The 21,118-nt window shown below is 61.7% G+C and carries 22 protein-coding genes; 11 read left to right on the top strand and 11 right to left on the bottom strand.

What is annotated here, in order from left to right; genetic code table 11:
• Positions 1-2: 2 nt before the first annotated feature.
• The 8 genes from uvrB to rpmH form a co-directional block, all read right to left on the bottom strand.
• Positions 3-1,970, bottom strand: a complete 1,968-nt coding sequence (gene uvrB, locus KQI17_RS03625) for an excinuclease ABC subunit UvrB (protein WP_216494867.1) — start codon at positions 1,968-1,970, stop codon at positions 3-5.
• A gap of 11 nt (positions 1,971-1,981) precedes the next feature.
• Positions 1,982-2,734, bottom strand: coding sequence for a RadC family protein (locus KQI17_RS03620; protein WP_253285668.1), 753 nt, complete (start codon positions 2,732-2,734; stop codon positions 1,982-1,984).
• A gap of 74 nt (positions 2,735-2,808) precedes the next feature.
• Complete coding sequence (locus KQI17_RS03615) at positions 2,809-3,561, bottom strand: exodeoxyribonuclease III (RefSeq protein ID WP_216494866.1); 753 nt, start codon at positions 3,559-3,561, stop codon at positions 2,809-2,811.
• Between the two features lie 101 nt (positions 3,562-3,662).
• The gene (jag, locus tag KQI17_RS03610; RefSeq protein WP_216494865.1) at positions 3,663-4,523 is read right to left on the bottom strand and encodes an RNA-binding cell elongation regulator Jag/EloR; all 861 of its coding nucleotides are present in this window, start codon (positions 4,521-4,523) and stop codon (positions 3,663-3,665) included.
• A gap of 20 nt (positions 4,524-4,543) precedes the next feature.
• On the bottom strand, positions 4,544-5,701 hold the full coding sequence (locus tag KQI17_RS03605) for a YidC/Oxa1 family membrane protein insertase (protein ID WP_216494864.1): 1,158 nt from the start codon (positions 5,699-5,701) through the stop codon (positions 4,544-4,546).
• A gap of 33 nt (positions 5,702-5,734) precedes the next feature.
• Complete coding sequence (gene yidD / locus KQI17_RS03600) at positions 5,735-5,950, bottom strand: membrane protein insertion efficiency factor YidD (RefSeq protein ID WP_022017815.1); 216 nt, start codon at positions 5,948-5,950, stop codon at positions 5,735-5,737.
• Positions 5,947-6,291 (bottom strand): ribonuclease P protein component, encoded by a 345-nt coding sequence (gene rnpA / locus KQI17_RS03595; RefSeq protein WP_216494863.1) that lies wholly within the window; start codon positions 6,289-6,291, stop codon positions 5,947-5,949. The genes yidD and rnpA overlap by 4 nt, the downstream gene beginning before the upstream one ends.
• A gap of 126 nt (positions 6,292-6,417) precedes the next feature.
• Positions 6,418-6,558, bottom strand: coding sequence for a 50S ribosomal protein L34 (gene rpmH / locus KQI17_RS03590; RefSeq protein WP_022017813.1), 141 nt, complete (start codon positions 6,556-6,558; stop codon positions 6,418-6,420).
• Between the two features lie 337 nt (positions 6,559-6,895).
• On the opposite strand from rpmH, the gene dnaA reads away from it, so the two are divergent.
• The 10 genes from dnaA (at position 6,896) to KQI17_RS03540 (ending at position 16,891) form a co-directional block, all read left to right on the top strand.
• On the top strand, positions 6,896-8,215 hold the full coding sequence (gene dnaA / locus KQI17_RS03585; protein WP_216494862.1) for a chromosomal replication initiator protein DnaA: 1,320 nt from the start codon (positions 6,896-6,898) through the stop codon (positions 8,213-8,215).
• 214 nt (positions 8,216-8,429) lie between these two features.
• Positions 8,430-9,542: a DNA polymerase III subunit beta gene (gene dnaN / locus KQI17_RS03580; protein ID WP_216494861.1), complete on the top strand. Its 1,113-nt coding sequence runs from the start codon at positions 8,430-8,432 to the stop codon at positions 9,540-9,542.
• An 18-nt stretch (positions 9,543-9,560) separates the two neighbouring features.
• Entirely contained in the window at positions 9,561-9,776 is a 216-nt protein-coding gene (locus KQI17_RS03575) for an RNA-binding S4 domain-containing protein (RefSeq protein ID WP_216494860.1), read from the top strand.
• Positions 9,766-10,869: a DNA replication/repair protein RecF gene (gene recF / locus KQI17_RS03570; RefSeq protein ID WP_216494859.1), complete on the top strand. Its 1,104-nt coding sequence runs from the start codon at positions 9,766-9,768 to the stop codon at positions 10,867-10,869. Before KQI17_RS03575 ends, recF begins: the two co-directional genes overlap by 11 nt.
• Position 10,870: 1 nt before the next feature.
• A complete protein-coding gene (gene remB, locus KQI17_RS03565) occupies positions 10,871-11,137 on the top strand; it encodes an extracellular matrix regulator RemB (protein ID WP_216494858.1) in 267 nt (88 codons plus the stop codon).
• Positions 11,138-11,231: 94 nt separating this feature from the next.
• Complete coding sequence (gyrB, locus tag KQI17_RS03560; protein ID WP_216494857.1) at positions 11,232-13,181, top strand: DNA topoisomerase (ATP-hydrolyzing) subunit B; 1,950 nt, start codon at positions 11,232-11,234, stop codon at positions 13,179-13,181.
• Positions 13,182-13,201: 20 nt separating this feature from the next.
• Positions 13,202-15,724: a DNA gyrase subunit A gene (gyrA, locus tag KQI17_RS03555; protein WP_216494856.1), complete on the top strand. Its 2,523-nt coding sequence runs from the start codon at positions 13,202-13,204 to the stop codon at positions 15,722-15,724.
• Between the two features lie 133 nt (positions 15,725-15,857).
• Positions 15,858-16,052, top strand: a complete 195-nt coding sequence (locus KQI17_RS03550; protein WP_216494855.1) for a hypothetical protein — start codon at positions 15,858-15,860, stop codon at positions 16,050-16,052.
• A 1-nt stretch (position 16,053) separates the two neighbouring features.
• Positions 16,054-16,422: an SHOCT domain-containing protein gene (locus KQI17_RS03545; protein ID WP_216494854.1), complete on the top strand. Its 369-nt coding sequence runs from the start codon at positions 16,054-16,056 to the stop codon at positions 16,420-16,422.
• A gap of 13 nt (positions 16,423-16,435) precedes the next feature.
• Positions 16,436-16,891 (top strand): hypothetical protein, encoded by a 456-nt coding sequence (locus KQI17_RS03540; RefSeq protein WP_216494853.1) that lies wholly within the window; start codon positions 16,436-16,438, stop codon positions 16,889-16,891.
• Between the two features lie 209 nt (positions 16,892-17,100).
• Here KQI17_RS03540 and KQI17_RS03535 read toward each other — a convergent pair whose 3' ends face one another.
• The gene (locus KQI17_RS03535; RefSeq protein WP_216494852.1) at positions 17,101-17,334 is read right to left on the bottom strand and encodes a helix-turn-helix domain-containing protein; all 234 of its coding nucleotides are present in this window, start codon (positions 17,332-17,334) and stop codon (positions 17,101-17,103) included.
• A 331-nt stretch (positions 17,335-17,665) separates the two neighbouring features.
• Here KQI17_RS03535 and rnhA point away from each other — a divergent pair, with 331 nt between their 5' ends.
• Positions 17,666-18,103 (top strand): ribonuclease HI, encoded by a 438-nt coding sequence (gene rnhA, locus KQI17_RS03530; RefSeq protein WP_216494851.1) that lies wholly within the window; start codon positions 17,666-17,668, stop codon positions 18,101-18,103.
• An 84-nt stretch (positions 18,104-18,187) separates the two neighbouring features.
• Here rnhA and KQI17_RS03525 read toward each other — a convergent pair whose 3' ends face one another.
• Together KQI17_RS03525 and KQI17_RS03520 are read right to left on the bottom strand one after the other, a co-directional pair.
• Positions 18,188-19,630, bottom strand: coding sequence for a glycine--tRNA ligase (locus KQI17_RS03525; RefSeq protein WP_216494850.1), 1,443 nt, complete (start codon positions 19,628-19,630; stop codon positions 18,188-18,190).
• 309 nt (positions 19,631-19,939) lie between these two features.
• On the bottom strand, positions 19,940-21,088 hold the full coding sequence (locus tag KQI17_RS03520; protein WP_216494849.1) for an alanine--tRNA ligase-related protein: 1,149 nt from the start codon (positions 21,086-21,088) through the stop codon (positions 19,940-19,942).
• Positions 21,089-21,118: the final 30 nt, after the last annotated feature.

Here is a 21,118-nt window from a genome sequence, read left to right as displayed (position 1 = left end):
TTTTATTTTTGTTCCTTGCGCAGCTCGATGATGCGGTCGCGCAGCACGGCGGCATACTCGAACTCCAACATCCGGCTTGCCTCCTGCATCTGCTTTTCAAGCTTGCGGATCTCCTCGTCCCGCTCGCGCTCCGAGAGCTTGCGCTTGCCGCGCCGGCGCGCGCCGTCCTCGTCCTTCTTGGAGATCTCAAGGATCTCGCGCACGTCCTTGCGGATGGTCTGCGGCACGATACCGTGCTCCTTGTTGTATTTGTCCTGAATGGCGCGGCGGCGCTCCGTCTCGTCCATGGCGCGCTTCATCGACGGCGTGACCGTATCGGCGTAGAGAATGACCAGACCATCCGCGTTTCGCGCGGCGCGGCCGATGGTCTGCACAAGGCTCGTCTCGCTGCGCAGGAAGCCCTCCTTGTCCGCGTCGAGGATGGCGACGAGCGACACCTCCGGCAGGTCGAGGCCCTCGCGCAGCAGGTTGATGCCGACGAGCACATCGAACTCGCCCAGCCGCAGGTCGCGGATGAGCTCCATGCGCTCGATGGTCTCCACGTCCGCGTGCATATAGCGCACACGCACGCCCACCGTGCGCAGATATTCCGTCAGATCCTCCGCCATCTTCTTCGTCAGCGTCGTCACCAGCACGCGCTCATTGCGCGCGGCGCGGGCGTTGATCTCGCCCACAAGGTCGTCGATCTGTCCCGTGACGGGCCGCACCTCCACGCGCGGATCGAGCAGACCAGTCGGACGGATGACCTGCTCCACGATCTGCCCCGCGCGCTCGCGCTCATAGTCGCCCGGCGTCGCGGAAACATAGATGCGCTGATGTACACGCTGTTCAAATTCCTCAAACCTGAGCGGGCGGTTATCATAAGCGCAGGGCAGGCGGAAGCCGTACTGCACCAGCGCGTCCTTGCGCGCGCGGTCGCCGTTGTACATCGCCCGCACCTGCGGCAGCGTGACATGGCTCTCGTCCACAAAGAGCAGAAAGTCCTTGGGGAAGTAGTCGAGCAGCGTCATGGGCGCAGACCCCTCAGGCCGCGCGGAAATGACGCGCGAATAGTTCTCGATGCCCGTGCAGTAGCCCAGCTCGCGCATCATCTCGATGTCGTACTTCGTCCGCTGGTGGATGCGCTGCGCCTCCACCGCCTGTCCGTTGTCGGTGAAGAATTTCTCCCGCACCTCCAGCTCGCGCTCGATCTCCTCGATGGCGCGCTCCATCTTGTCCTTCGTCGTCACATAGTGCGACGCGGGATAGATGACCGTGTGCTGCAGGGTCTTCGTCACCACGCCGGTCACAGGCTGGAACTCGCGGATGGCGTCGATCTCGTCGCCGAAGAACTCCACGCGCACCGCGCGGTCGCGCCAGTAGGCAGGGTAAATGTCCACCGCGTCGCCGCGCACGCGGAAGCGGTTGCGCTCAAAGGCGACGTCGTTGCGCTCGTAGCGGTCCTCCACCAAACGGCGCAGCAGCTCGTCGCGCTCCATCGTCTGTCCCGGGCGCAGCGAGATCATCAGCTTGGCGAAGTCGTCCGGCTCGCCGAGGCCGTAGATGCAGCTCACGGACGAGACCACGATCACGTCCCGCCGTTCGAGCAGCGCGCAGGTCGCGCTCAGCCGCAGGCGGTCGATCTCCTCGTTCGTCGAGGCGTCCTTGGCGATGTAGGTGTCCGTATGCGGGATATACGCCTCGGGCTGATAGTAGTCGTAGTAGCTGACGAAGTATTCCACCGCGTTCTCGGGAAAAAACTCCTTGAACTCCGCGCACAGCTGCGCGGCGAGCGTCTTGTTGTGCGCCAGCACCAGCGTGGGGCGCTGGACCTTTTCGATCACGCTCGCCATCGTGAAGGTCTTGCCCGAGCCGGTCACGCCGAGCAGCACCTGCTCGTCCAGTCCCAATTCGACACCGCGCGCAAGCGCGGCAATGGCCTCCGGCTGGTCGCCGGTCGCCTGAAACGGCGCATGGAGCTTGAATTCCATGGTCTGCCTCCTCAATCCAAAAGTCCGTTGTCGCGCAGGCACACAAAGTCCCCGTCCGCGACGATCACATGATCCACCAGCTGCACGCCGATGTCCGCAAGCGCCCGCTTGATCTGTAAGGTCGTTTGGTTGTCCTCCTTGCTCGGCAGCGCCACGCCGCTCGGATGGTTGTGCGACAGCACCACCAGGCTCGCGTTGGCGTTGAGCGCGTTTTCCACCACACGGCGCATATTGATCGTCACCTGATCCGGGCTGCCCTCCGCCAATCGGTAGCAGGCGAGCAGCTTGCCCTTCGCGTCCAGACAGGCCTCGTAAAAGACCTCCCGCCGCTCGCCGAGGAACAGCTCGATGAAATACGCGCCGATGTTCTCGCGCGTGTTGAAAATGACCTCATGCCTTCCGCCGCTCGTGCGCACACGGCGGCAGAGCGGAAAAAGCAGCCGGATGAGCGTCGCGGCGTTCTCACCCACGCCCTCGACCTTCTGCAGCTCGCAGGCCGGCGCGGAAAACACGCCCTCGAGCGAGCCGAAGCGCTCGATCAGACGGTGCGCGATGGGGTTCGTGTCCTGCCGCGGAATGGCGTAATAGAGCAGCAGCTCCAACGCCTCATGGTCGGCAAAGGCGTCCAGCCCATGCTCGCGGAACTGCTCCTTTTTTCTCTGTCGGTGCCCCTCGTGTACGCTCATGCGCTCACCCTCTCCGCGTCGTTTTTTGAAGTATATTATTGTACCACATTCCGCCGCGTAGTACAAGCACTTTTTCAAACAGATGTTCGCTCTGCTTCAAAATTCGACAACGTCACAAAAGGCGAACGCCCATGGGCGTCCGCCTTTTCCGTTCATTCCAGCTCCAGCATCACGGGGCAGTGGTCGCTACCCATGATCTCGCTCCAGATCTCCGCCTTTTTGATGTGCCCGCGCAGCCGTTCGGACACGATGAAATAGTCGATCCTCCACCCCACGTTCCGCGCCCGCGACGCCGCGCGGTAGCTCCACCACGAATAGGCGTCGGCGCGGTCCGGCCAGAGCGCGCGGAACGAATCCACAAAGCCCGCCGCGAGCAGCTCAGTCATCTTCCCGCGCTCCTCGTCGGAAAAGCCGGGGTTGAAGCGGTTCGTCTTGGGGTTCTTCAGGTCGATCTCCTCGTGCGCCACATTCAGGTCGCCGCAGTACACCACGGGCTTCGTCTGATCCAGCCCGCAGAGGTATTCCCGCAGATCGTCCTCCCACCGCATCCGATAGGGGAGACGCCTCAGCTCGTCCTGCGAGTTCGGCGTATAGCAGCACACAAGGTAGAAATCCTCGTACTCCGCCGTGATGACGCGCCCCTCGTGCCGGTGCTCGTCGTCGCCGAAATCGTAGGTGACGTTCAGCGGCTCCTTTCTTGTGAGCACCGCCGTGCCGGAGTAGCCGGCCTTGTCCGCGCTGTTGAAATACATCCGGTAGCCCGGCAGCTCGAAGCTCACCTGATGCGGCTGCAGCTTCGTCTCCTGCAGGCAGATCACATCCGCGTCCGCGAGCGCCACAAAATCCAGAAAGCCTTTGTTCAGGCAGGCCCGCAGGCCGTTCACGTTCCACGATACCAGCTTCATGAGGGTCATCCTCCCGTTTCATTTCTCCGCTCCATCATAGCAGAGCTTCGCCCCTGAAAAAAAGAAAGATGCCGTATGGCATCTTTCTTTTTCGCTGCTTTTTACTGCTTTGTGCGGTCGTAGGAGACCACCACGCGGCGGTTCGGCTCCGTGCCGATGGAGAAGGTCGTGATGTACTGCGTGTCCTGCAGCGCCGTGTGGATCACATGGCGCTCGTAGGCGTTCATCGGCTCGAGCGTCACGTTGCGGCGGTACTTGACCACCTTGCCCGCGACCTTCTGCGCCAGACGCTCCAGACTCTCCTCGCGCTTTTCGCGGTAGTTCTCGGCGTCGATCTGCACGCGGGCGCGCTTGCTCTCGCCGCCGCGGTTGATGGAATAGTTCGTCAGCTGCTGAATGGCGTCGAGCGTTTCGCCGCGGCGGCCGATGAGCGCGCCGAGCTTTTCACCCTCTAAAATGACCTTGTAGCGGTTCTTCTCGACCTCATAGACCTTGACCTCGGCCTTGGCGTCCATGTGCTCGAGCAGACCGGAGAGGAACGTGCGGATCTGCTCGCTCTTCTCGTCACGGACCTCCTCGCCGAGCACGGCCGGCTCGCGCGGAGCCTTCTCGGCCTTCGGCTCGGCCCTGCGCTCGCCGCGCTTGGCCTCGCGTTCCTGCTTTTCCCTGGCGCGCACTTCCTTCTGCAGCACCTCGGCGCAGTAAACGGGCTTCTTCTCCGCCTTGGGCGCGGCGCTCTTGGGCTCGGTCTTGCCCGGCTCCGGCTCCGGCTTCGGCTCCGGCTGACCGTCGTCATAGCTGACGCGGACCGTTGCGGGCGAGCCGCCGATGCCGAGGAAGCCGGACTTCGCGCGCTCGAGGATCTCGACGGAAACATCGTCGCGCTCCAGACCGAGCTGCTCCAATGCGCGGCGGATGGCCTCGTCCTCGGTCTTGCCCGTCATATCAATAAACTTGATCATCTAAGACAAGCTCCTTTTCGTTATTCGCCGTAGTGGTCGGCGTTGAACGAACGGCCTCTCGCGTACGGACGGTCTCCGATGCGGCCGTTCTCGGTGGTGGCCTTCCTGGCCTTTTCGGCCTTGGCAGCCTTGGCGGCCTGCGCGGCCTTCTGCTTTTCCTTCAGGCTCTTCTTCTCGGCCTCGCGCTGCTGCTGGGCGACGCGGGCCTCCTCCATGCGGCGGAGACGGTCCTCCATGCGGGCCTTCTCACGCGCCTCGTCCTCCGCAGCCATGCTCTTCTTGAAATACTTGTTGAGCACCTTCTCCTGCACGAGCATCAGAACGCTGTTCGCGATCCAGTACACGCCGAGGGAGGCGGGCAGGGTAAAGCCGATCCAGAGGGACATGATGGGCATCATCCACATCATCATGCGGCTCGAGCGCGCGGTGGGGTCGTTGGGGTCCGCGGCCGAGGGATTGCCGGCCATGGAGACCTTGGACTGCCAGAAGCTCAGCGCGCCGGAAACGATGGGAATGAGCAGCACGCCGATAACAGCCCAGCCGCCGGTCCCGATCTGACCGATGACGTCACTGGGGATCATGGTGAGGTCCATGCCGAGGAAGCTGAAGTCCATGTGGATCCAGCCCTCGGGCAGGGCGACGCCCAGCTCCTGCGCGGCCTTCACGAGCGTGATCTGGCCGTAGGGCTGCAGCTGCGTCAGACCGTCCTTCACGGTCACGGCGCCGTCGTTCGCCGTCATGGCGATGGCGGCGAGGTCAAAGCCCGCCGCGCTCACCGCGTCGATCACGCCCTGCATGGCCGTGGTCGTGAGCATCATGAAGCGCGTGATGGGCTGACGGATGATGGAATACAGGGCAATGAGGATGGGGAAGGGCAGGAAACTCCACAGGCAGCCGCTCATGGGGTTGACGCCTTCCTCTGCGTAGAGCCTCTGCAGCTCCTCGTTCATCTTGACCTGATTGTTCTTATAGCGGGTCTGGATCTCTTTGATCATGGGCTGGAAGCGGCTCATGCGCATCATGCTCTTCTTCGATTTCATCTGGAAGGGCAGCATGATCAGCTTGATGACCACGGTAAAGAGCACCAGCGCCCAGCCGTAAGAGCTTGTCAGCTCATAGAGCGCGCGGAGCAGCCATGCGAAGGGGATACAGATATAGTATCCGATCGTTGCAAACATTTTTGTGTCCTCCGTGTTTTTTGGTGTTCCCCCTCAGGGAACGGGGTCATAGATCTTTCCGCCCCGATAGAACGGATGGCACCGCATAATTCGTTTGAACGCCAGCCAGCCCCCCTTGAGCGCGCCGTACTTCTCGATGGCCTCGAGCGCGTACTGCGAGCAGGTGGGAATGAAGCGGCAGCAGGGGGGACGCAGGGGAGAGATGCTTTTCCGGTAAAAGCGCACGAGCGCGAGAAGAAATCGCTTCACGGCTTCTTCTCCCGCAGTCCGAGCTTTCCGCACACGTTCAAAAACGCGCGCTCCAGCTCGCGGTATTCCGCCCCCACCGCGCGCGTGCGCGCGACGAGGATCATATCATACCCCTGCGCAAGCCCGACTTGATTGAGCCGGAAAATTTCCCGCAGACGGCGGCGGACGCGGTTGCGAACCACGGCGTGTCCGAGCTTTGTGCTCACCGTCACGCCGAGGCGGTTACGCCCCCGCCGGTTCGGGCGGACGTAGACCACAAGGTACGGCGAAACGCCGGACCGCCCCTTGGCGTAGATCCGGCGGAACTCATAATTCTCCTTAACGGTCATCGTTCGCTTCATTGCTTCTCTCCTGCATCCGTCCTTTTCCGCCGTTCCGGCGTTTTCGGACGATAGCCTCTAAGGGACGGCGATTTTTCCCATCGTCCGTCCCTCGGTCTATCTATATGCGATGCGCCTTTGGCTCCCTCAATGGGTCAGACGGGCGCGGCCTCTTGCGCGGCGGCGGGCCAGGACCTTGCGGCCGTTGGCGGTTGCCATTCTCTTGCGGAAGCCGTGTTCCTTGGAGCGCTGAAGCTTCTTGGGCTGATAGGTACGAGAAGTAGCCATTGCGTTACACCTCCTGAAAAAATTTGCCGGCGGCCATCGGCCGCTCTTACTCGACGGCGGCGGTCTCCCGCCCCCGCAGTAGCCTTTTTCCTGCGCCGCATTCAACGCAACGCAGAGGATATTATATAAGATGCGGCCCACCCTGTCAAGCCACAAAATCTTGTGGTCTCCCGCTTTTCCGACCGCAAATCGCTCGTTTCACGGCTCATCTTACCTTATCTAAATATAAAATACGGTTGCTTTTTTCCTCCGTCTCTGGTATAATAAAGAGGTGATATTATGCGCTGCTCCACAGCGGGCCGCGCCTTCATTTCCGCCCACGAAAGGAGCGTTTTCTTTGAACTCTGTAGCTGACGTCTGGCAGGTCGTGCTCGAACGCCTGCGCGCCGGCGGTTTGGCCGAAACGGCCATCTCCACCTGGTTCGACGAGGTGGAGGCGGTCGCCATCCGCGATATGACCTTTTACCTCTGCTGTCCCAACGATTTCAAGCGCGGGACGATCGAATCCCTCTTCCTGCCGAACCTCAAGGCGGCGTTGAAGGAGATCTTCTCCGCCGATTTCGACGTGAAGCTCCTCTCCGCCGCCGAGCGCAGCGCCCTCGGGCAGGAGAAGCCCAAAAAGCCGACTTCTCTTTTGGAGTCCGGCGAATTTACCTTCGATACCTTCGTTGTGGGCGACAGCAACAAGCTCGCCTACGCCGCAGCCCGCGCGGTCGCGGACGCGCCGGCAGAACACTACAATCCGCTTTTCATCTACGGCGACTCCGGCCTCGGCAAGACGCACCTGATCTACGCCATCGCGCACGAGATCCGCACCAAAACGCCCAACGCCAAGATCGTCTACATCAAGGGCGACGATTTCACCAACGAGCTGGTCGAGGCCATTCGCACCGGCAAGAACGTCGAGTTCCGCAGCAAGTACCGCGACGCGGACCTTCTGCTGATGGACGACGTACAGTTCATCGCCGGCCGCAAGCAGACGCAGGAGGAGTTTTTCCATACCTTCAACACCCTCTACGAGTCCAAGCGCCAGATCGTCCTCACCTCCGACCGCTCTCCCAAGGAGATGCAGCTGCTCGACGACCGTCTTCAGACCCGCTTCGAGTGGGGCCTGCTCGTCGACGTCCAGCCGCCCGATTTTGAAACGCGCCTTGCCATCGTCAAAAACAAGGCAGCCCAATGGGGCAGCGTCATCGACGACGACATTGCCAAGTACATCGCCGAGAACGTCTCCAGCAACGTCCGCCAGCTTGAGGGCGCGATGAATAAGATCCTCGCCTACCGCGACCTGATCGGCAAGGAAATGGACGAGGAGAGCGCCAACCGCGCCGTGCGCGATATGCTTCGCAAATCCAACGAGTACATTCCCACCGCCGCCTCCATCATCGACGAAGTCTCGCGCTTTTTCGGCATCGACGAGGCTGTGGTCAAGGGACCCTCCCGCAGCCGCGAGGCCGTCACCGCCCGCCAGGCCGCCATGTACCTCGTTCGCCGCATGACGAATCTCTCCACGCCCGACATCGGCCGCGAGTTCGGCGGACGCGATCACACCACCGTTCTCCACGCGCTCGAGCAGGTCGAAACGAAGCTCCAGAACGACCCGGGCTTCGCCCAGACCATCAAGGACATCACCATCAACATCAACTCCAAGAAGTGACGTTTTCCCCTGAATTAACACGTTTCCAACTGCGCCTTCTGTGGATAACCTCAGCTTTCCACAAAGACCGATTCTTTCCAAATTCTTTCCCCATCGTTTTTCACAGCCGAAAACCCTTATTTTTCTAAGCCTCCCTCCCCTTTTCCACAATTTCTCTCCTCTACTACGATAACGACGAAATAATCTATTCTTTTTTCAAGAAAGGGATCGCAATATGAAATTTTCCTGCGAAAAGCTCCTTCTTCAAAACGCCGTCAACACCACCTCCCGCGCGGTCGCCGCGAAAAGCTCCATTCCCGCGCTCGAGGGTCTCCTGCTCCAGTGCGGCGACGGCGTGCTGACCGTCTCCGGCTACAATATGCAGACCGGCATCCGCACCCGCTTTCCCGTTGAGGAGCAGGAGGGCGGTGAGCTGGTCCTCTCCGCGCGCCTGTTCGGCGACATCATCCGCCGTATGCCCGACGATATGATCACCTTCTCGTCCGATGAAAAGCTCATGGTCCATCTTTCCTGCGGCGATGCCGACTTCGACATTCTCGCCCTCTCCGCCGCCGACTTTCCGGAGCTGCCGGAGGTCGAGGAGAAGTATTCCGTCTCCCTGCCGGAAAAGACGCTGCGCTCCATGATCCAGCAGACCTCCTTCGCCGTCTCCACGAACGAGGCCCGTCCCGTTCACATGGGCGAGCTCTTCGAGATCGGCGACAACGGTCTGACCGTCGTCGCGGTCGACGGCTTCCGTCTGGCGCTTCGCCGTGAACCGCTCGAGCGGATCGAGGGCGGCGCGTTCTCCTTCGTCGCGCCCGGCGCTGCGCTCAACGAGGTCGAGAAGATCTGCGAGGACATCGACGCTTTCGCGACCATTACCCTCGGCCAGCGCCACATTCTCTTTGAAATGGGCGAGACCGAGCTGATCTGCCGCCGCCTCGAGGGCGAATTTCTCGACTACAAAAACGCCATTCCGCGCCGCAACCCCATCTCCGTCACCGTGGATACCAAGGCGATGCTCGAGAGTCTTGACCGCGTGAGCGTCGTCATCTCCGAAAAGCTCAAGAGCCCCGTGCGCTGTATCTTCGAGCAGGACCGCGTGCTCCTCTCCGCCAAGACCGCCAACGGCGACGCCAAGGACGTCTGCCGCATCGACGGCGACGGGCAGGGCCTCGAGATCGGCTTCAACAACCGCTACCTCATGGACGCGCTGCGCTTCGCGCCCGCCGATGAGCTCAAGCTCGAGCTGAACACCGGCATTTCTCCCGCCATCCTCGTCCCGACCGACGGCGAAGAAAGCTTCCTTTATATGGTCCTTCCCGTCCGTCTCAAGGCACAATAAAAGAAAAGAGGTCCCCTTATGACCGTTCTTCCCATCACCACCGAGTATATCAAGCTGCAGGACCTGATGAAGCTCGCCGATCTCGTCTCCACCGGCGGCGAGGCCAAGCTGCGCATTCTGAATGAAGAGGTCACCGTCAACGGCGAGGTCTGCACCAGGCGAGGCAAAAAGCTCCGCCCGGGCGACGTGGTTTCCTTCGCGGGCCGGGAGCTCACCGTCGAATATGCGACTTGACGCCATTACGCTGGAGCATTTCCGCAACTACGCGCACCAGAGCGTGACCTTCGATCCCTCGGTCAACGTCATCGTCGGCGAGAACGCGCAGGGCAAGACGAACCTGCTCGAGGCCGCCGTCTACCTCTCCTGCGCCAAGTCGCCCCGCGCCCGCACGGAGAAGGAGATGATCTCCTTTGACGCCGACACGGCAAGGCTCACCGGCAGCGTCTTTTCCCGCGGCCGCGACTTTACCGTGGAGATCGAGCTGTCCCGCGGCAAGCGCCGGAAAATGAGCGTCAATCAGGTCCCCTGCAAGCGCGCGGGCGATCTCTCGGGTGTGCTGAACACCGTCTATTTCTGCCCCGACGATCTCCTGCTCATCCGCGACGGCGCCGCGGCAAGGCGGCGCTTCATGGACCTCTCGCTCTCCCAGCTCCGCCCGCGCTACGACGCGGCGCTGAGCGAGTATAACCGCCTCTACGACCACAAGACGCGCATCCTGCGCGACGCGGAGGAGCACCCCTCGCTGCTCGACGCGCTCCCCGATTTCAACCTCCGCATGGCGCAGTGCGGCGCGGTGCTCATCTATTACCGCGCCCGCTTCTGTAAGCTCCTCGCGGACTATGCCGCGAGCGCCCACCGCGAATGCTCCGGCGGGCGGGAGGAGCTGACGCTCGCGTACAGGACCGTCAGCACCGTCGCCGATCCGATGGCGCCGCAGGAGACGGTCTTTGAGCAGCTCATGGCGCACCAGCGCGACCATTACCATGCCGAGCTTGCCTCGCGTCTTTGTCTCTCCGGACCCCATAAGGACGACATCGAGGTCTCCATCGGCGGCGCCGCCGCCCGCGCTTTTTCCTCGCAGGGCCAGACCCGCACCGCGGCGCTCTCCCTCAAACTCGCCGAGCGCGACATTTTCCGCGAGCTGACGGGCTTTTCGCCCGTCCTCCTGCTCGACGATGTGCTCTCCGAGCTGGACCCCCGCCGGCAGGAATTTGTCCTCAACCGCATCTCCGGCGGTCAGGTCTTCATCACCTGCTGCGAGGAGGACCGGCTGGAAACGCTTCTCGGCGGCAAGGTCCTCCACGTTGAAAACGGAAAGGTGGTCTGAAATGTACCTGCACATCGGCCGCAATCAGATGCTCGCCGAGCGGCGCATCATCGGCATCTTTGATCTTGAGATCACCTCGCAGTCCAAAACGACCCGCGCCTTTCTGGACCGCGCACAGCAGGAGGGCACGGTGCTCGAGGTCTGCGACGACCTCCCCAAATCCTTCCTCGTCTGCGATCACCCCTACCACCCCCAGATCGTCTATCTCTCCGAGCTGAGCACTGCCACGCTCAAAAGCCGCGCAGAAAGCCGAAAGCTCGTCGATTAAAAAGAACAAAGCAACCATCAAGCAAGGTGCGAAGAAACGCGTCGGAAGCCGTTCCGGCCCGGTTCTTCGTACCCTGTACCGAAAGGAGAACCCCATGGCAGACAACGAACTTCTGCAGTCCACGGCGGTCGACGCCAACAACGATTACAACGCCTCGGAAATTCAGGTCCTCGAGGGACTGGAAGCGGTGCGCAAGCGCCCGGGCATGTACATCGGCTCGACCTCCACGAGCGGTCTGCACCACCTCGTCTATGAGATCGTCGATAACTCCATCGACGAAGCCCTCGCAGGCTACTGCACGGACATCACCGTGCAGATCAATCCCGACAACACCATCACCGTCGTCGATAACGGCCGCGGCATCCCCGTGGACATTCAGGCGCAGACCGGACGTCCCGCGCTCGAGGTCGTCTTTACCGTCCTGCACGCGGGCGGCAAGTTCGGCGGCGGGGGCTATAAGGTCTCCGGCGGCCTGCACGGCGTCGGCGCGAGCGTCGTCAACGCGCTGTCCGAATGGCTGACCGTGCAGGTGCATAAGGACGGCAAGATCCACGAGATGAAATTCTCCCGCGGTCACATCACGCAGGAGATGACCATTGTCGGCACCACCGACCACACCGGCACCACCGTCACCTTCAAGCCTGACCCCGAAATGTTCGAGGATACGGTCTACTCCTACGATATCCTCCACACCCGTATGCGCGAGGAGGCGTTTTTGAACGCGGGCCTGCGCATCCGCACCATCGACCTGCGCGAGGGGCAGGAGCAGAGCGACGAGATGTGCTACGAGGGCGGCATCCGCGAGTTCGTCACCTTCCTCAATAAGTCCAAGGACGCGCTGCACTCCGGCGTCATTTACATGAGCGGCACCAAGGGCGACTCCTACGCCGAGGTCGCCCTGCAATATAACGACGGCTATCAGGAAAACATCCTCTCCTTTGCCAACAACGTCCACACGCCCGAGGGCGGTATGCACGAGACCGGCTTCAAGGCCGCGCTCACGCGCGTGCTCAACGCCTACGGCCTCAAGGTCGGCCTGATCAAAGAGGGCGACAAGGTCTCCGGCGAGGACTGCCGCGAGGGTCTTACCGCCGTCATCTCCGTCAAGCTCACCGACGCGCAGTTCGAGGGCCAGACCAAGGCGAAGCTCGGCAACGCCTCCATGCGTACCCTCGTGGACGCCATCGTCTCGGATAAGCTCATGCAGTTCCTTGACGAGAACCCCGTCGTCGCCCGCACCATTCTGGATAAGGCGATGATGGCCAACCGCGCGCGCGAGGCCGCGCGCAAGGCGCGCGAATCCATCCGCCGCAAGAGCGCCCTCGGCGGCGCGGCGATGCCGGATAAGCTGCGCGACTGCAACGAGAATAACCCCGAGCTGACCGAAATTTACATCGTCGAGGGCGACAGCGCGGGCGGCTCCGCCACGCAGGGCCGCGACTCCCGCTTCCAGGCGATCCTGCCGCTTTGGGGCAAGATGCTCAACGTCGAAAAGGTCCGCGCCGATAAGATCTACGGCAACGACAAGCTCCAGCCCGTCATCGTCGCGCTCGGCGCGGGACTGGGCGAGGATTTCGACGTCAACAAGCTCCGCTACCACAAGGTCATCATCATGGCGGATGCCGATGTGGACGGCTCCCACATCCGCACCCTTCTGCTGACCTTCTTCTTCCGCTATATGCGTCCCCTCATCGAAAACGGCTACGTCTACGCCGCCGTGCCGCCGCTGTTCAAGCTCGTGCGCGGCAAGACGACGCGTCTCGCCTTCTCGGAGGAGGAGCGCGACAAATACTCCGCCGAGCTGCGCGGCGACAATCCCAACGCCAAGGTCGATATCTCCCGCTTCAAGGGCCTCGGCGAGATGGACGCTCACGAGCTGTGGGAGACCACCATGGACCCCGAAAAGCGCACCCTGCGCCGCATCACGCTCGAGGACGCCATCCTCGCCGACGAGACCTTCACCGTCCTCATGGGCGAAAAGGTCGAGCCGCGCAAGGAGTTTATCGAGAAGAACGCGCAGTACGCCGTCAATCTTGACTTCTGAGAAAGGAGGACATCTTCAAAATGGCTCACAAAAACACAGATTACAAGCCCGAGGACATTCGCTTCCCCGAGCAGAAGATCGTCACGAGCGAGCTCGTGCATGAAATGACGTCCTCCTACATCGAGTACGCCATGTCCGTCATCGTCGGCCGCGCTCTGCCCGACGTGCGCGACGGTCTCAAGCCCGTCCACCGCCGCATCCTCTACGCCATGTATGAGGACGGTCTGACGAACGACAAGCCCTTCAAAAAATCCGCCACCTGCGTCGGCGACGTGCTCGGTCGCTACCATCCCCACGGCGACGCGTCGGTCTACGACGCCCTCGTCCGTCTCGCGCAGGACTTCTCCATGCGCTATATGCTCGTCGACGGCCACGGCAACTTCGGCTCGGTCGATGGCGACCCCCCGGCGGCCTACCGTTACACCGAGGCGCGTATGTCCAAGCTCGCCAACGAGATGCTGCGCGACATTGATAAGGACACCGTCGATTGGGACCCCAACTTCGACGAGTCCCGCAAGGAGCCGCGCGTGCTCCCCAGCCGCTTCCCGAACCTGCTCGTCAACGGCTCCTCGGGCATCGCCGTCGGCATGGCGACCAATATCCCGCCCCACAACCTCACCGAGGTCATCAACGCCTGCATCTGCGTGCTCGACGATCCTGAGGCTACGCTCTCGGACCTCATGCAGCACGTCACCGGCCCCGACTTCCCGACGAAGGGCATCATCATGGGCCGCGCGGGCATCCGCGCCGCCTACGCCACCGGACGCGGCAAGATCGTGCTCCGCGCCCGCACGGAGTTTGAGGACTTCGGCAAGGACCGTGTGCGCATCATCGTCACGGAGCTTCCCTATCAGGTCAACAAGCGTATGCTCATCAAGAGCATGGCCGATCAGGTCAACGAAAAGAAGCTGGAGGGCATCTCCGACATCCGCGACGAAACCGACCGCACCGGTATGCGCATCGTCATCGAGCTCAAGCGCGACGCGAACCCGCAGGTCGTTTTGAACCGCCTGTTCACGCAGACGCAGCTCCAGACCAGCTTCGCCATCAATATGCTCGCGCTGGTCAATAACCAGAAGCAGCCGAAGATCCTCTCCCTGCGCCACATTCTCGATGAATACCTCGCCTATCAGGAGCAGGTCATCACCCGCCGCACGCAGTACGACCTCAAGAAGGCGCGCGAGCGCGAGCACCTGCTGCAAGGACTCCTCATCGCGCAGGACAACATCGACGAGGTCATCCACATCATCCGCACCAGCTACGACGACGCCAAGGAAAAGCTCATGGCGCGCTTCGACCTGTCCGACATTCAGGCGCAGGCCATTCTTGAAATGCGCCTCAAGGCCCTGCAGGGCCTCGACCGCGAAAAGCTCCAGAACGAGTATGACGAGCTGGAAAAGAAGATCGCCTACTTCGTTGAGCTTCTTTCCAACGAAACGATGCTCAAGGGCGTCCTCAAGGACGAGCTGACCGAAATTCGCGACAAGTACGGCGACGAGCGTAAGACCGAGATTCAGGACGTTGAGGATGAGATCGACATTGAGGACCTCATTGAGGAGGAGCAGTGCGTCTTCACCCTCACGCAGAACGGCTACATCAAGCGCACCGGCGTGAGCGAGTATGCCGCGCAGGGCAAGGGCGGCATGGGCAAGAAGGGCATCACCACCCGCGAGGAGGACACCGTCGTGGACGTGTTCACCGCCTCCACGCACGACTATATCCTCTTCTTCACCGATACCGGCAAGGTCTACCGCAAGAAGGGCTATCAGATCCCCGAGAGCGGTAAGGCCGCCAAGGGCACGAACATCGTCAACATCATCCAGGTCGAGACCGGCGAGCGCGTGCAGGCCATGCTCCACTTCCGCGAAAAGGGCGACGAAAAGCTCTACCTCACCATGGTCACACGCAACGGCACGGTCAAGCGCCTGCCCGTTGAAACGCTCAAGAACCTGCGCAGCAACGGCATCCGCGCCCTGAGCCTTGACGAGGGCGACGAGCTGGTGGCGGTCCGCGAGACGGACGGCAGCCAGCGCATCCTCATCGCCACGCACGACGGCATGGCCTGCGTCTTTGACGAGACCGACGTCCGCGCCATGGGCCGCACCGCCGTCGGTGTGCGCGGCATCCGTCTGCGCGAGGGCGACTACGTCGTCGGCGCCGCCCGCGCACAGGCGGGCAAGCAGGTCCTTTCCATCACCGAGAACGGCTTCGGCAAGAAGACGCCGGTCGAGGAATACCGCATCACCAACCGCGGCGGCCTCGGCATCAAGAACTATATGGTCACCGAAAAGACCGGCGGCGTCGTGGGCGTCAAGGTCGTGGACGGCAGCGAGGACCTGCTCCTCGTCACCCGTGCCGGCATTTTGATCCGCACCCCCGTCGCGGACATCCGCTCCACGGGCCGCTCCACGCAGGGCGTCATCGTTATGCGCTTTAAGGAGGAGGGCGATCGGGTCATCTCCATGGCGCTCGCCGAGCACGAGGACGTTCCCGCGCCGGAGACGGCGGAGGCCCCCACCCCTGTGGAAAACGCAGACGAATAAGCCCCATGTAAAAGCAAAGTTGCGTCGGAATGCTCCGGCGCAACTTTATTGTTGTAGACTTTTTTCCGGTTTTATGCGATACTGTGGATAGAAAAGAACAAAACCCCGTCAGACGCAGAAAGGAGAAAACACCATGAAGTACCTTCTGATCGCCATCCTGCTTCTCGCCTTCGCCGCCTTCGGCAAGCTCATCGGCAGCGGCGTAGGCCCCGCGGAGGACGAGCGCCGCGCGAAGTGGCAGGGCAAGCGCAAGCCGGCGCTCGATGAAGACCCCGACATTCAGGGCAGTATGCACGCTGCGTCTGAGGAACCGACTGAGGAGGCATGAGATGAGAAGACGGCGCATCACCCGTAAACCCACAAAGGGCGAGAGCATTTTCGGCGGCATCGTCTGCTTTGCGATGGGCTGCTTCGGCCTGTTTGCCCTTCCGTCGGGCTTCGACCCGGTCTTTGCAGGCTTCAAGGCCATCTGGTGTCTGCTGGCCTTCGGCATGGGGGTTTATAATTTTCTGATCGCCGCGGGCAAGGTCAAAATGGGCGGCTACGAGATCTCGGACGACGAGCCGGACGACCGCCGCGCCGCTCCGCGCTCCGACGCGGAAGCGCGCCTGACCGAGCTGCGCAGCCTCTACGACCGCGGCCTCATCACCGAGGAGGAGTACGAGGCCAAGCGCCGCGACATTTTAAGCGACCTGTAAGGAGGAGAGCAGAATGGATTTTTTAATAATGATCGTTGCCGCTGTCATCTTCTTTGGCAAGCTCGCTGCAAAAAGTGAGGGGGATGGCAAGAAGAAGCGCACACAGAACGTCGGCCCCACCGCGGAGGAGTGGGCGGAAAAGCTCCGCCAGTCTGCCGCCGGCGGTGAGGTGTCCGACAAGCTCAACAGCGCCGTCAATGCCCTCAAAAAGAGTCCGCGTCGCCCGAGCGGCCGCGATATCGAAGCGGAGCAGGCGCGCCGCAACGCCGCCGAACGCCATCACAGCGAGAAGCGCTGGGCGGAGGCCCGCCGCCAGCAGGCGGACTCCCTGCGCGTCCACGCTGCCGGCGTCGACAGCTGCGAGGGCCGTCTCGAGAGCCTGAAGGTCCTCTACGACGCCGGCATCCTCGACCGCGACGAATACCTCCAGCGTGTCGCGCGCGTCAAGGCGCAGCACAGCCACAGGTGAAGAGAACATAATAAAGGGGGTATTCTCTACCGTAGAGAATACCCCCTTTGAAACCCCAAGAGAGCGCAAGGGGCAAGCCCCTTGACCTCCGAACTGCTCAGATTAAATTACACCTTCAGTAACCGTATGAGAGTGCGGCGGCGCGGCCACTGCCGCTCTGCGGTGGGGTTACGGGGATGGACTATGGTTCCGCAGCGGAGCCACAGGCATTATTCCTTAAACTCAAAGAGCTTGCAGAGTGGAATGTTCAAGGCCTTGGCGATGTCGATGAGCAGGTCTACGCTGCATCCCGCGGTCGCGTTCTCCACGCGCTGAATGTGGTTGCGGCTGACTCCCTCGCCGCACATTTCGGCAAGCTGCTCCTGCGTCAGCCGTTGTTCCTTGCGATAGTGCAATATATTCAGACCGATCTGTACCCAATCGTTATAGTGTCGAATATCCATCAGGGTTCACCTCACGAATATTCTACCCATGATTTTTACGCTTGTTGACAACTTACAATATGGTAAATACAACCTTTGAGATTGCATTTTAGCTTTTATCATGTCATAATACCACTTGAGAGGTGGTATTATGAAAATTTTGCTTGCGATTCTGACCGCTCCGATTTATCTTGATATTATATGTCACATGGTGCAGTTCAGCTTTCGATTATTCTGTTACGGACCATCCTCGGCGCGAAATTATCCGAATTATCGTTCGCTGTTTGAAATTTTTACCCGGCTTTGGCACAGATTAAATCGCTGTAGGGAGAGGCACAAACGGAGGAACAGCATGAAGAACGTCACCATTTATACCGACGGCGCGTGCAGCGGCAACCCCGGTCCCGGAGGCTGGGGCGCGGTGCTCAAATACGGGGCGCACGAGCGCGAACTCTCCGGCGGCGAGGCGCAGACCACCAACAACCGCATGGAGCTTACCGCCGTCATCGAGGCTCTGCGCCTTTTGAAGGAGCCGTGCGAGGTCGAGCTGTACTCGGATTCCAAGTACGTCATCGACGCGCTCAGCAAGGGCTGGGTGTACGGCTGGCAGAAAAAGGGCTGGGTCAAGAGCGACAAGAAGCCCGCGCTGAACGTGGACCTTTGGGAGCGGCTGCTGCCGCTCATCGCGACGCACGACGTCCGCTACCACTGGGTCAAGGGGCACGCGGAGAACGAATACAACAACCGCTGCGACGAGCTCGCCGTGGCCGAGAGCCGGAAATACAAATAAAGCCGCGCGGCAAAAAGAGGGTATTCTCTACGGCAGAGAATACCCCCCTTTGTTATGTGCGCCGCAAAGTGCGGCAGGATGATCTCAGAACGCGCACTTCTCGCGCAGATACGCCTTGACCTCGCTGATGGGCATACGCACCTGCTGCATCGTGTCGCGCTCGCGCACGGTCACGCAGTGGTCGGCGGGCGTGTTCTCGTCGCCGACGGTCTCGAAGTCAAAGGTGATGCAGAACGGCGTGCCGATCTCGTCCTCGCGGCGATAGCGCTTGCCGATGGAGCCGGTCTCGTCGTAATCGACCATGAACTCCTTGGAAAGCTCGGCGTACAGCTCCTGCGCGGGGCCGGTGAGGACCTCCTTCTTGCTCAGCGGCAGGATGGCGGCCTTGAAGGGCGCCAGCGCGGGATGGAAGTGCAGCACAACGCGCACATCGTCCTTGCCGTTCTTGTCCTGCCCCACGACCTCCTCGTCGTAGGCGTCGCACAGCACGGCCAGCACGCTGCGCTCCACGCCGAGGCTCGGCTCGATGACATAGGGGATATACTCCACCATGTCCTTGCCCTCGCCCTCGCGGTAGACCAGCTTCTCGCCGCTCGTGTTGGAATGCTGCGTCAGGTCGTAGTCCGTGCGGTCGGCGACGCCCCAAAGCTCGCCCCAGCCGAAGGGGAACAGGAACTCGAAGTCCGTCGTTGCCTTGGAGTAGAAGCACAGCTCCTCGGGATCGTGGTCACGCAGGCGCAGATTCTCGTCCTTCAGACCGATGGACAGCAGCCAGTTGTGGCAGAACGTGCGCCAATACTGGAACCACTCGAGGTCGGTGCCGGGCTTGCAGAAGAACTCCAGCTCCATCTGCTCGAACTCGCGCACGCGGAAGATGAAGTTGCCCGGGGTGATCTCGTTGCGGAAGCTCTTGCCGATCTGGCCGATGCCGAACGGCAGCTTTTTGCGCGTCGTGCGCTGGACGTTGTTGAAGTTGACGAAAATGCCCTGCGCCGTCTCGGGACGCAGATACACGGTGTTCTTCGCGTCCTCGGTCACGCCCTGGAACGTCTTGAACATCAGGTTGAACTGACGGATGTCGGTAAAGTTGTGCTTGCCGCAGGTGGGGCAGGGGATGTTATGCTCCTCAACAAAGTCCTTCATCTCGCTCTGGGAGAAGGCGTCGATGGGCTTACTCAGCTCGAAGCCGTTCTCCGCGCACCAGTCCTCGATGAGCTTATCCGCGCGGAAGCGCTCGTGGCACTCGCGGCAGTCCATCAGAGGATCGGAGAAGCCGCTCAGATGGCCGCTCGCCACCCAGGTCTGGGGATTCATCAGGATCGCCGCGTCGAGGCCGACGTTGTAGGGATTCTCCTGCACGAACTTCTTCCACCAGGCGTTCTTGATGTTCTTCTTCAGCTCTGCGCCGAGCGGGCCATAGTCCCAGGTGTTGGCAAGGCCGCCGTAGATCTCGCTGCCGGGGAACACAAAGCCGCGGTTTTTGCACAGGGCAACAATCTTGTCCATCGTCTTTTCGGTGTTTTTCATGGTGAATTTCTCCTTTCGATATTTGGCTCAGGAGATAAAAAACGCCCTGAGCCTATTTCAGTAGGCTCAGGGCGAACAAAGCATTGTCCGTGGTTCCACCTGAATTCCCCGTTGGAGGCGGGGCACTTCATTCCCGATAACGGCGGGGACCGGCGCGGCATTTCCGCCGCGCGGCTCAAAAGCGCCGCCCTTTCCCTGCCGCGAGGACTCGCACCGACCGTCCTCTCTCTGCTGCGCCGAAGGGAAAAGGCTTCTTTCTCACAGCCTTTTGTTGTGCGTAGCATAGCACGCCGCCGCGCGCTTGTCAAGTCACTTTTCCGCAAAGAAGGCCTCGATGGCGCCGCGCTCCGCGCCGACGCTGCCCTGCACGAACTCCGGCTTGCCGCCGCCGCGCCCCGAGAGCGCCGCGTTCAGCTCCTTTGTCAGCGCGCGCAGATCGCCGCCGCGCTGTCCGATGGCGTATTTCCACGCGCTGCCCGCGCCCGCGAACACCGCGCAGCGCCCGCCGCAGGTCTCCGCCACCGCGTCGCAGAGCCTGCGCACGCTGTCGCCGCTCATCTCGTCCTCGAAAAGCAGCACGTCGCCGCTGCCCGCATACCGCGCTGCGATGCCCGCAAACACGCTCTCCTCTAATTTCGCGCAGCGCTGCCTGAGCGCGCCGAGCTCGCCCAGCACCCGTTCGACCGCCGCAGCGGCAGCCGTCGGCTTGACGGAGAGCGCCTGCGCGGCCGCCACGTCCTGCGCCCAACAGGCGGAGAGATAGCGGTATGCCCGCCCGCCGCACAGCAGCTCGATGCGCACGCCCTCGCGGAACTTCTGCACGGAGAGAAACTTCACGATGCCGACCTGCCCGCTCCGCATGACGTGCGTGCCGCAGCACGCGCAGCAGTCCGCGCCGGGGAAGGTCACGATGCGCACGTCGCCCTCGAGCGGCTTTTTGCTGCGGTAGTCGATCGCGTCCAGCTCCGCACCGCGGTGGAGCTGGATGTCGATGGCGTGATCCTCATAGATATATCGGTTCGCCGCCGCCTCGAGCTCCAACAGCTCCTCCCACGGAATGTCGGCGTTGAAGTCGATGGTCACGCTCTCCGCGCCCATGTGGAAGCCCACATTGTCGCAGCCGTAGCGCGCGCAGATCAGCCCCGAGCAGATGTGCTCGCCGGAGTGCTGCTGCATATGGTCGAAGCGCCGCGCCCAGTCGATCTTCCCGTGTACGGCCGCGCCGACGGGCAGGGGAGAGGCGCATTTGTGCGTGATGACGCCCGCCTTTTCGTGCACGTCCAGCACCTCGGCGCCGCCGAGCACGCCGGTGTCATACGGCTGCCCGCCGCCCTCGGGATAGAACGCCGTGCGGTCGAGCACCACGGCGAAGCCGTCCTTGACCGCCTCGCACGCGAGCACCTTCGCGTCAAACTCCGTCAGAAAGGGGTCGGCATAGTATAGCTTTTCGGTCTCCATGCAAAAAATTCCTTTCGTTCCCGCGCCTGC

Origin of the sequence: Oscillibacter sp. MSJ-31 (assembly GCF_018918025.1) — a bacterium.
Taxonomy (GTDB): Bacteria; Bacillota; Clostridia; order Oscillospirales; family Oscillospiraceae; genus Hominicoprocola.
The sequence above is the reverse complement of the archived record's forward strand: the minus strand, read 5'-3'. Positions and strand labels throughout refer to the sequence as shown.

Excerpts from the sequence above, each read along its gene's own strand:
- uvrB (WP_216494867.1), bottom strand. The coding sequence starts at position 1,970 with ATGGAATTCAAGCTCCATGCGCCGTTTCAGGCGACCGGCGACCAGCCG.
- KQI17_RS03615 (WP_216494866.1), bottom strand. The coding sequence starts at position 3,561 with ATGAAGCTGGTATCGTGGAACGTGAACGGCCTGCGGGCCTGCCTGAAC.
- jag (WP_216494865.1), bottom strand. The coding sequence starts at position 4,523 with ATGATCAAGTTTATTGATATGACGGGCAAGACCGAGGACGAGGCCATC.
- KQI17_RS03605 (WP_216494864.1), bottom strand. The coding sequence starts at position 5,701 with ATGTTTGCAACGATCGGATACTATATCTGTATCCCCTTCGCATGGCTG.
- rnpA (WP_216494863.1), bottom strand. The coding sequence starts at position 6,291 with ATGAAGCGAACGATGACCGTTAAGGAGAATTATGAGTTCCGCCGGATC.
- rpmH (WP_022017813.1), bottom strand. The coding sequence starts at position 6,558 with ATGGCTACTTCTCGTACCTATCAGCCCAAGAAGCTTCAGCGCTCCAAG.
- dnaN (WP_216494861.1), top strand. The coding sequence starts at position 8,430 with ATGAAATTTTCCTGCGAAAAGCTCCTTCTTCAAAACGCCGTCAACACC.
- KQI17_RS03575 (WP_216494860.1), top strand. The coding sequence starts at position 9,561 with ATGACCGTTCTTCCCATCACCACCGAGTATATCAAGCTGCAGGACCTG.
- recF (WP_216494859.1), top strand. The coding sequence starts at position 9,766 with ATGCGACTTGACGCCATTACGCTGGAGCATTTCCGCAACTACGCGCAC.
- remB (WP_216494858.1), top strand. The coding sequence starts at position 10,871 with ATGTACCTGCACATCGGCCGCAATCAGATGCTCGCCGAGCGGCGCATC.
- gyrB (WP_216494857.1), top strand. The coding sequence starts at position 11,232 with ATGGCAGACAACGAACTTCTGCAGTCCACGGCGGTCGACGCCAACAAC.
- gyrA (WP_216494856.1), top strand. The coding sequence starts at position 13,202 with ATGGCTCACAAAAACACAGATTACAAGCCCGAGGACATTCGCTTCCCC.
- KQI17_RS03550 (WP_216494855.1), top strand. The coding sequence starts at position 15,858 with ATGAAGTACCTTCTGATCGCCATCCTGCTTCTCGCCTTCGCCGCCTTC.
- KQI17_RS03545 (WP_216494854.1), top strand. The coding sequence starts at position 16,054 with ATGAGAAGACGGCGCATCACCCGTAAACCCACAAAGGGCGAGAGCATT.
- KQI17_RS03540 (WP_216494853.1), top strand. The coding sequence starts at position 16,436 with ATGGATTTTTTAATAATGATCGTTGCCGCTGTCATCTTCTTTGGCAAG.
- KQI17_RS03535 (WP_216494852.1), bottom strand. The coding sequence starts at position 17,334 with ATGGATATTCGACACTATAACGATTGGGTACAGATCGGTCTGAATATA.
- rnhA (WP_216494851.1), top strand. The coding sequence starts at position 17,666 with ATGAAGAACGTCACCATTTATACCGACGGCGCGTGCAGCGGCAACCCC.
- KQI17_RS03525 (WP_216494850.1), bottom strand. The coding sequence starts at position 19,630 with ATGAAAAACACCGAAAAGACGATGGACAAGATTGTTGCCCTGTGCAAA.
- KQI17_RS03520 (WP_216494849.1), bottom strand. The coding sequence starts at position 21,088 with ATGGAGACCGAAAAGCTATACTATGCCGACCCCTTTCTGACGGAGTTT.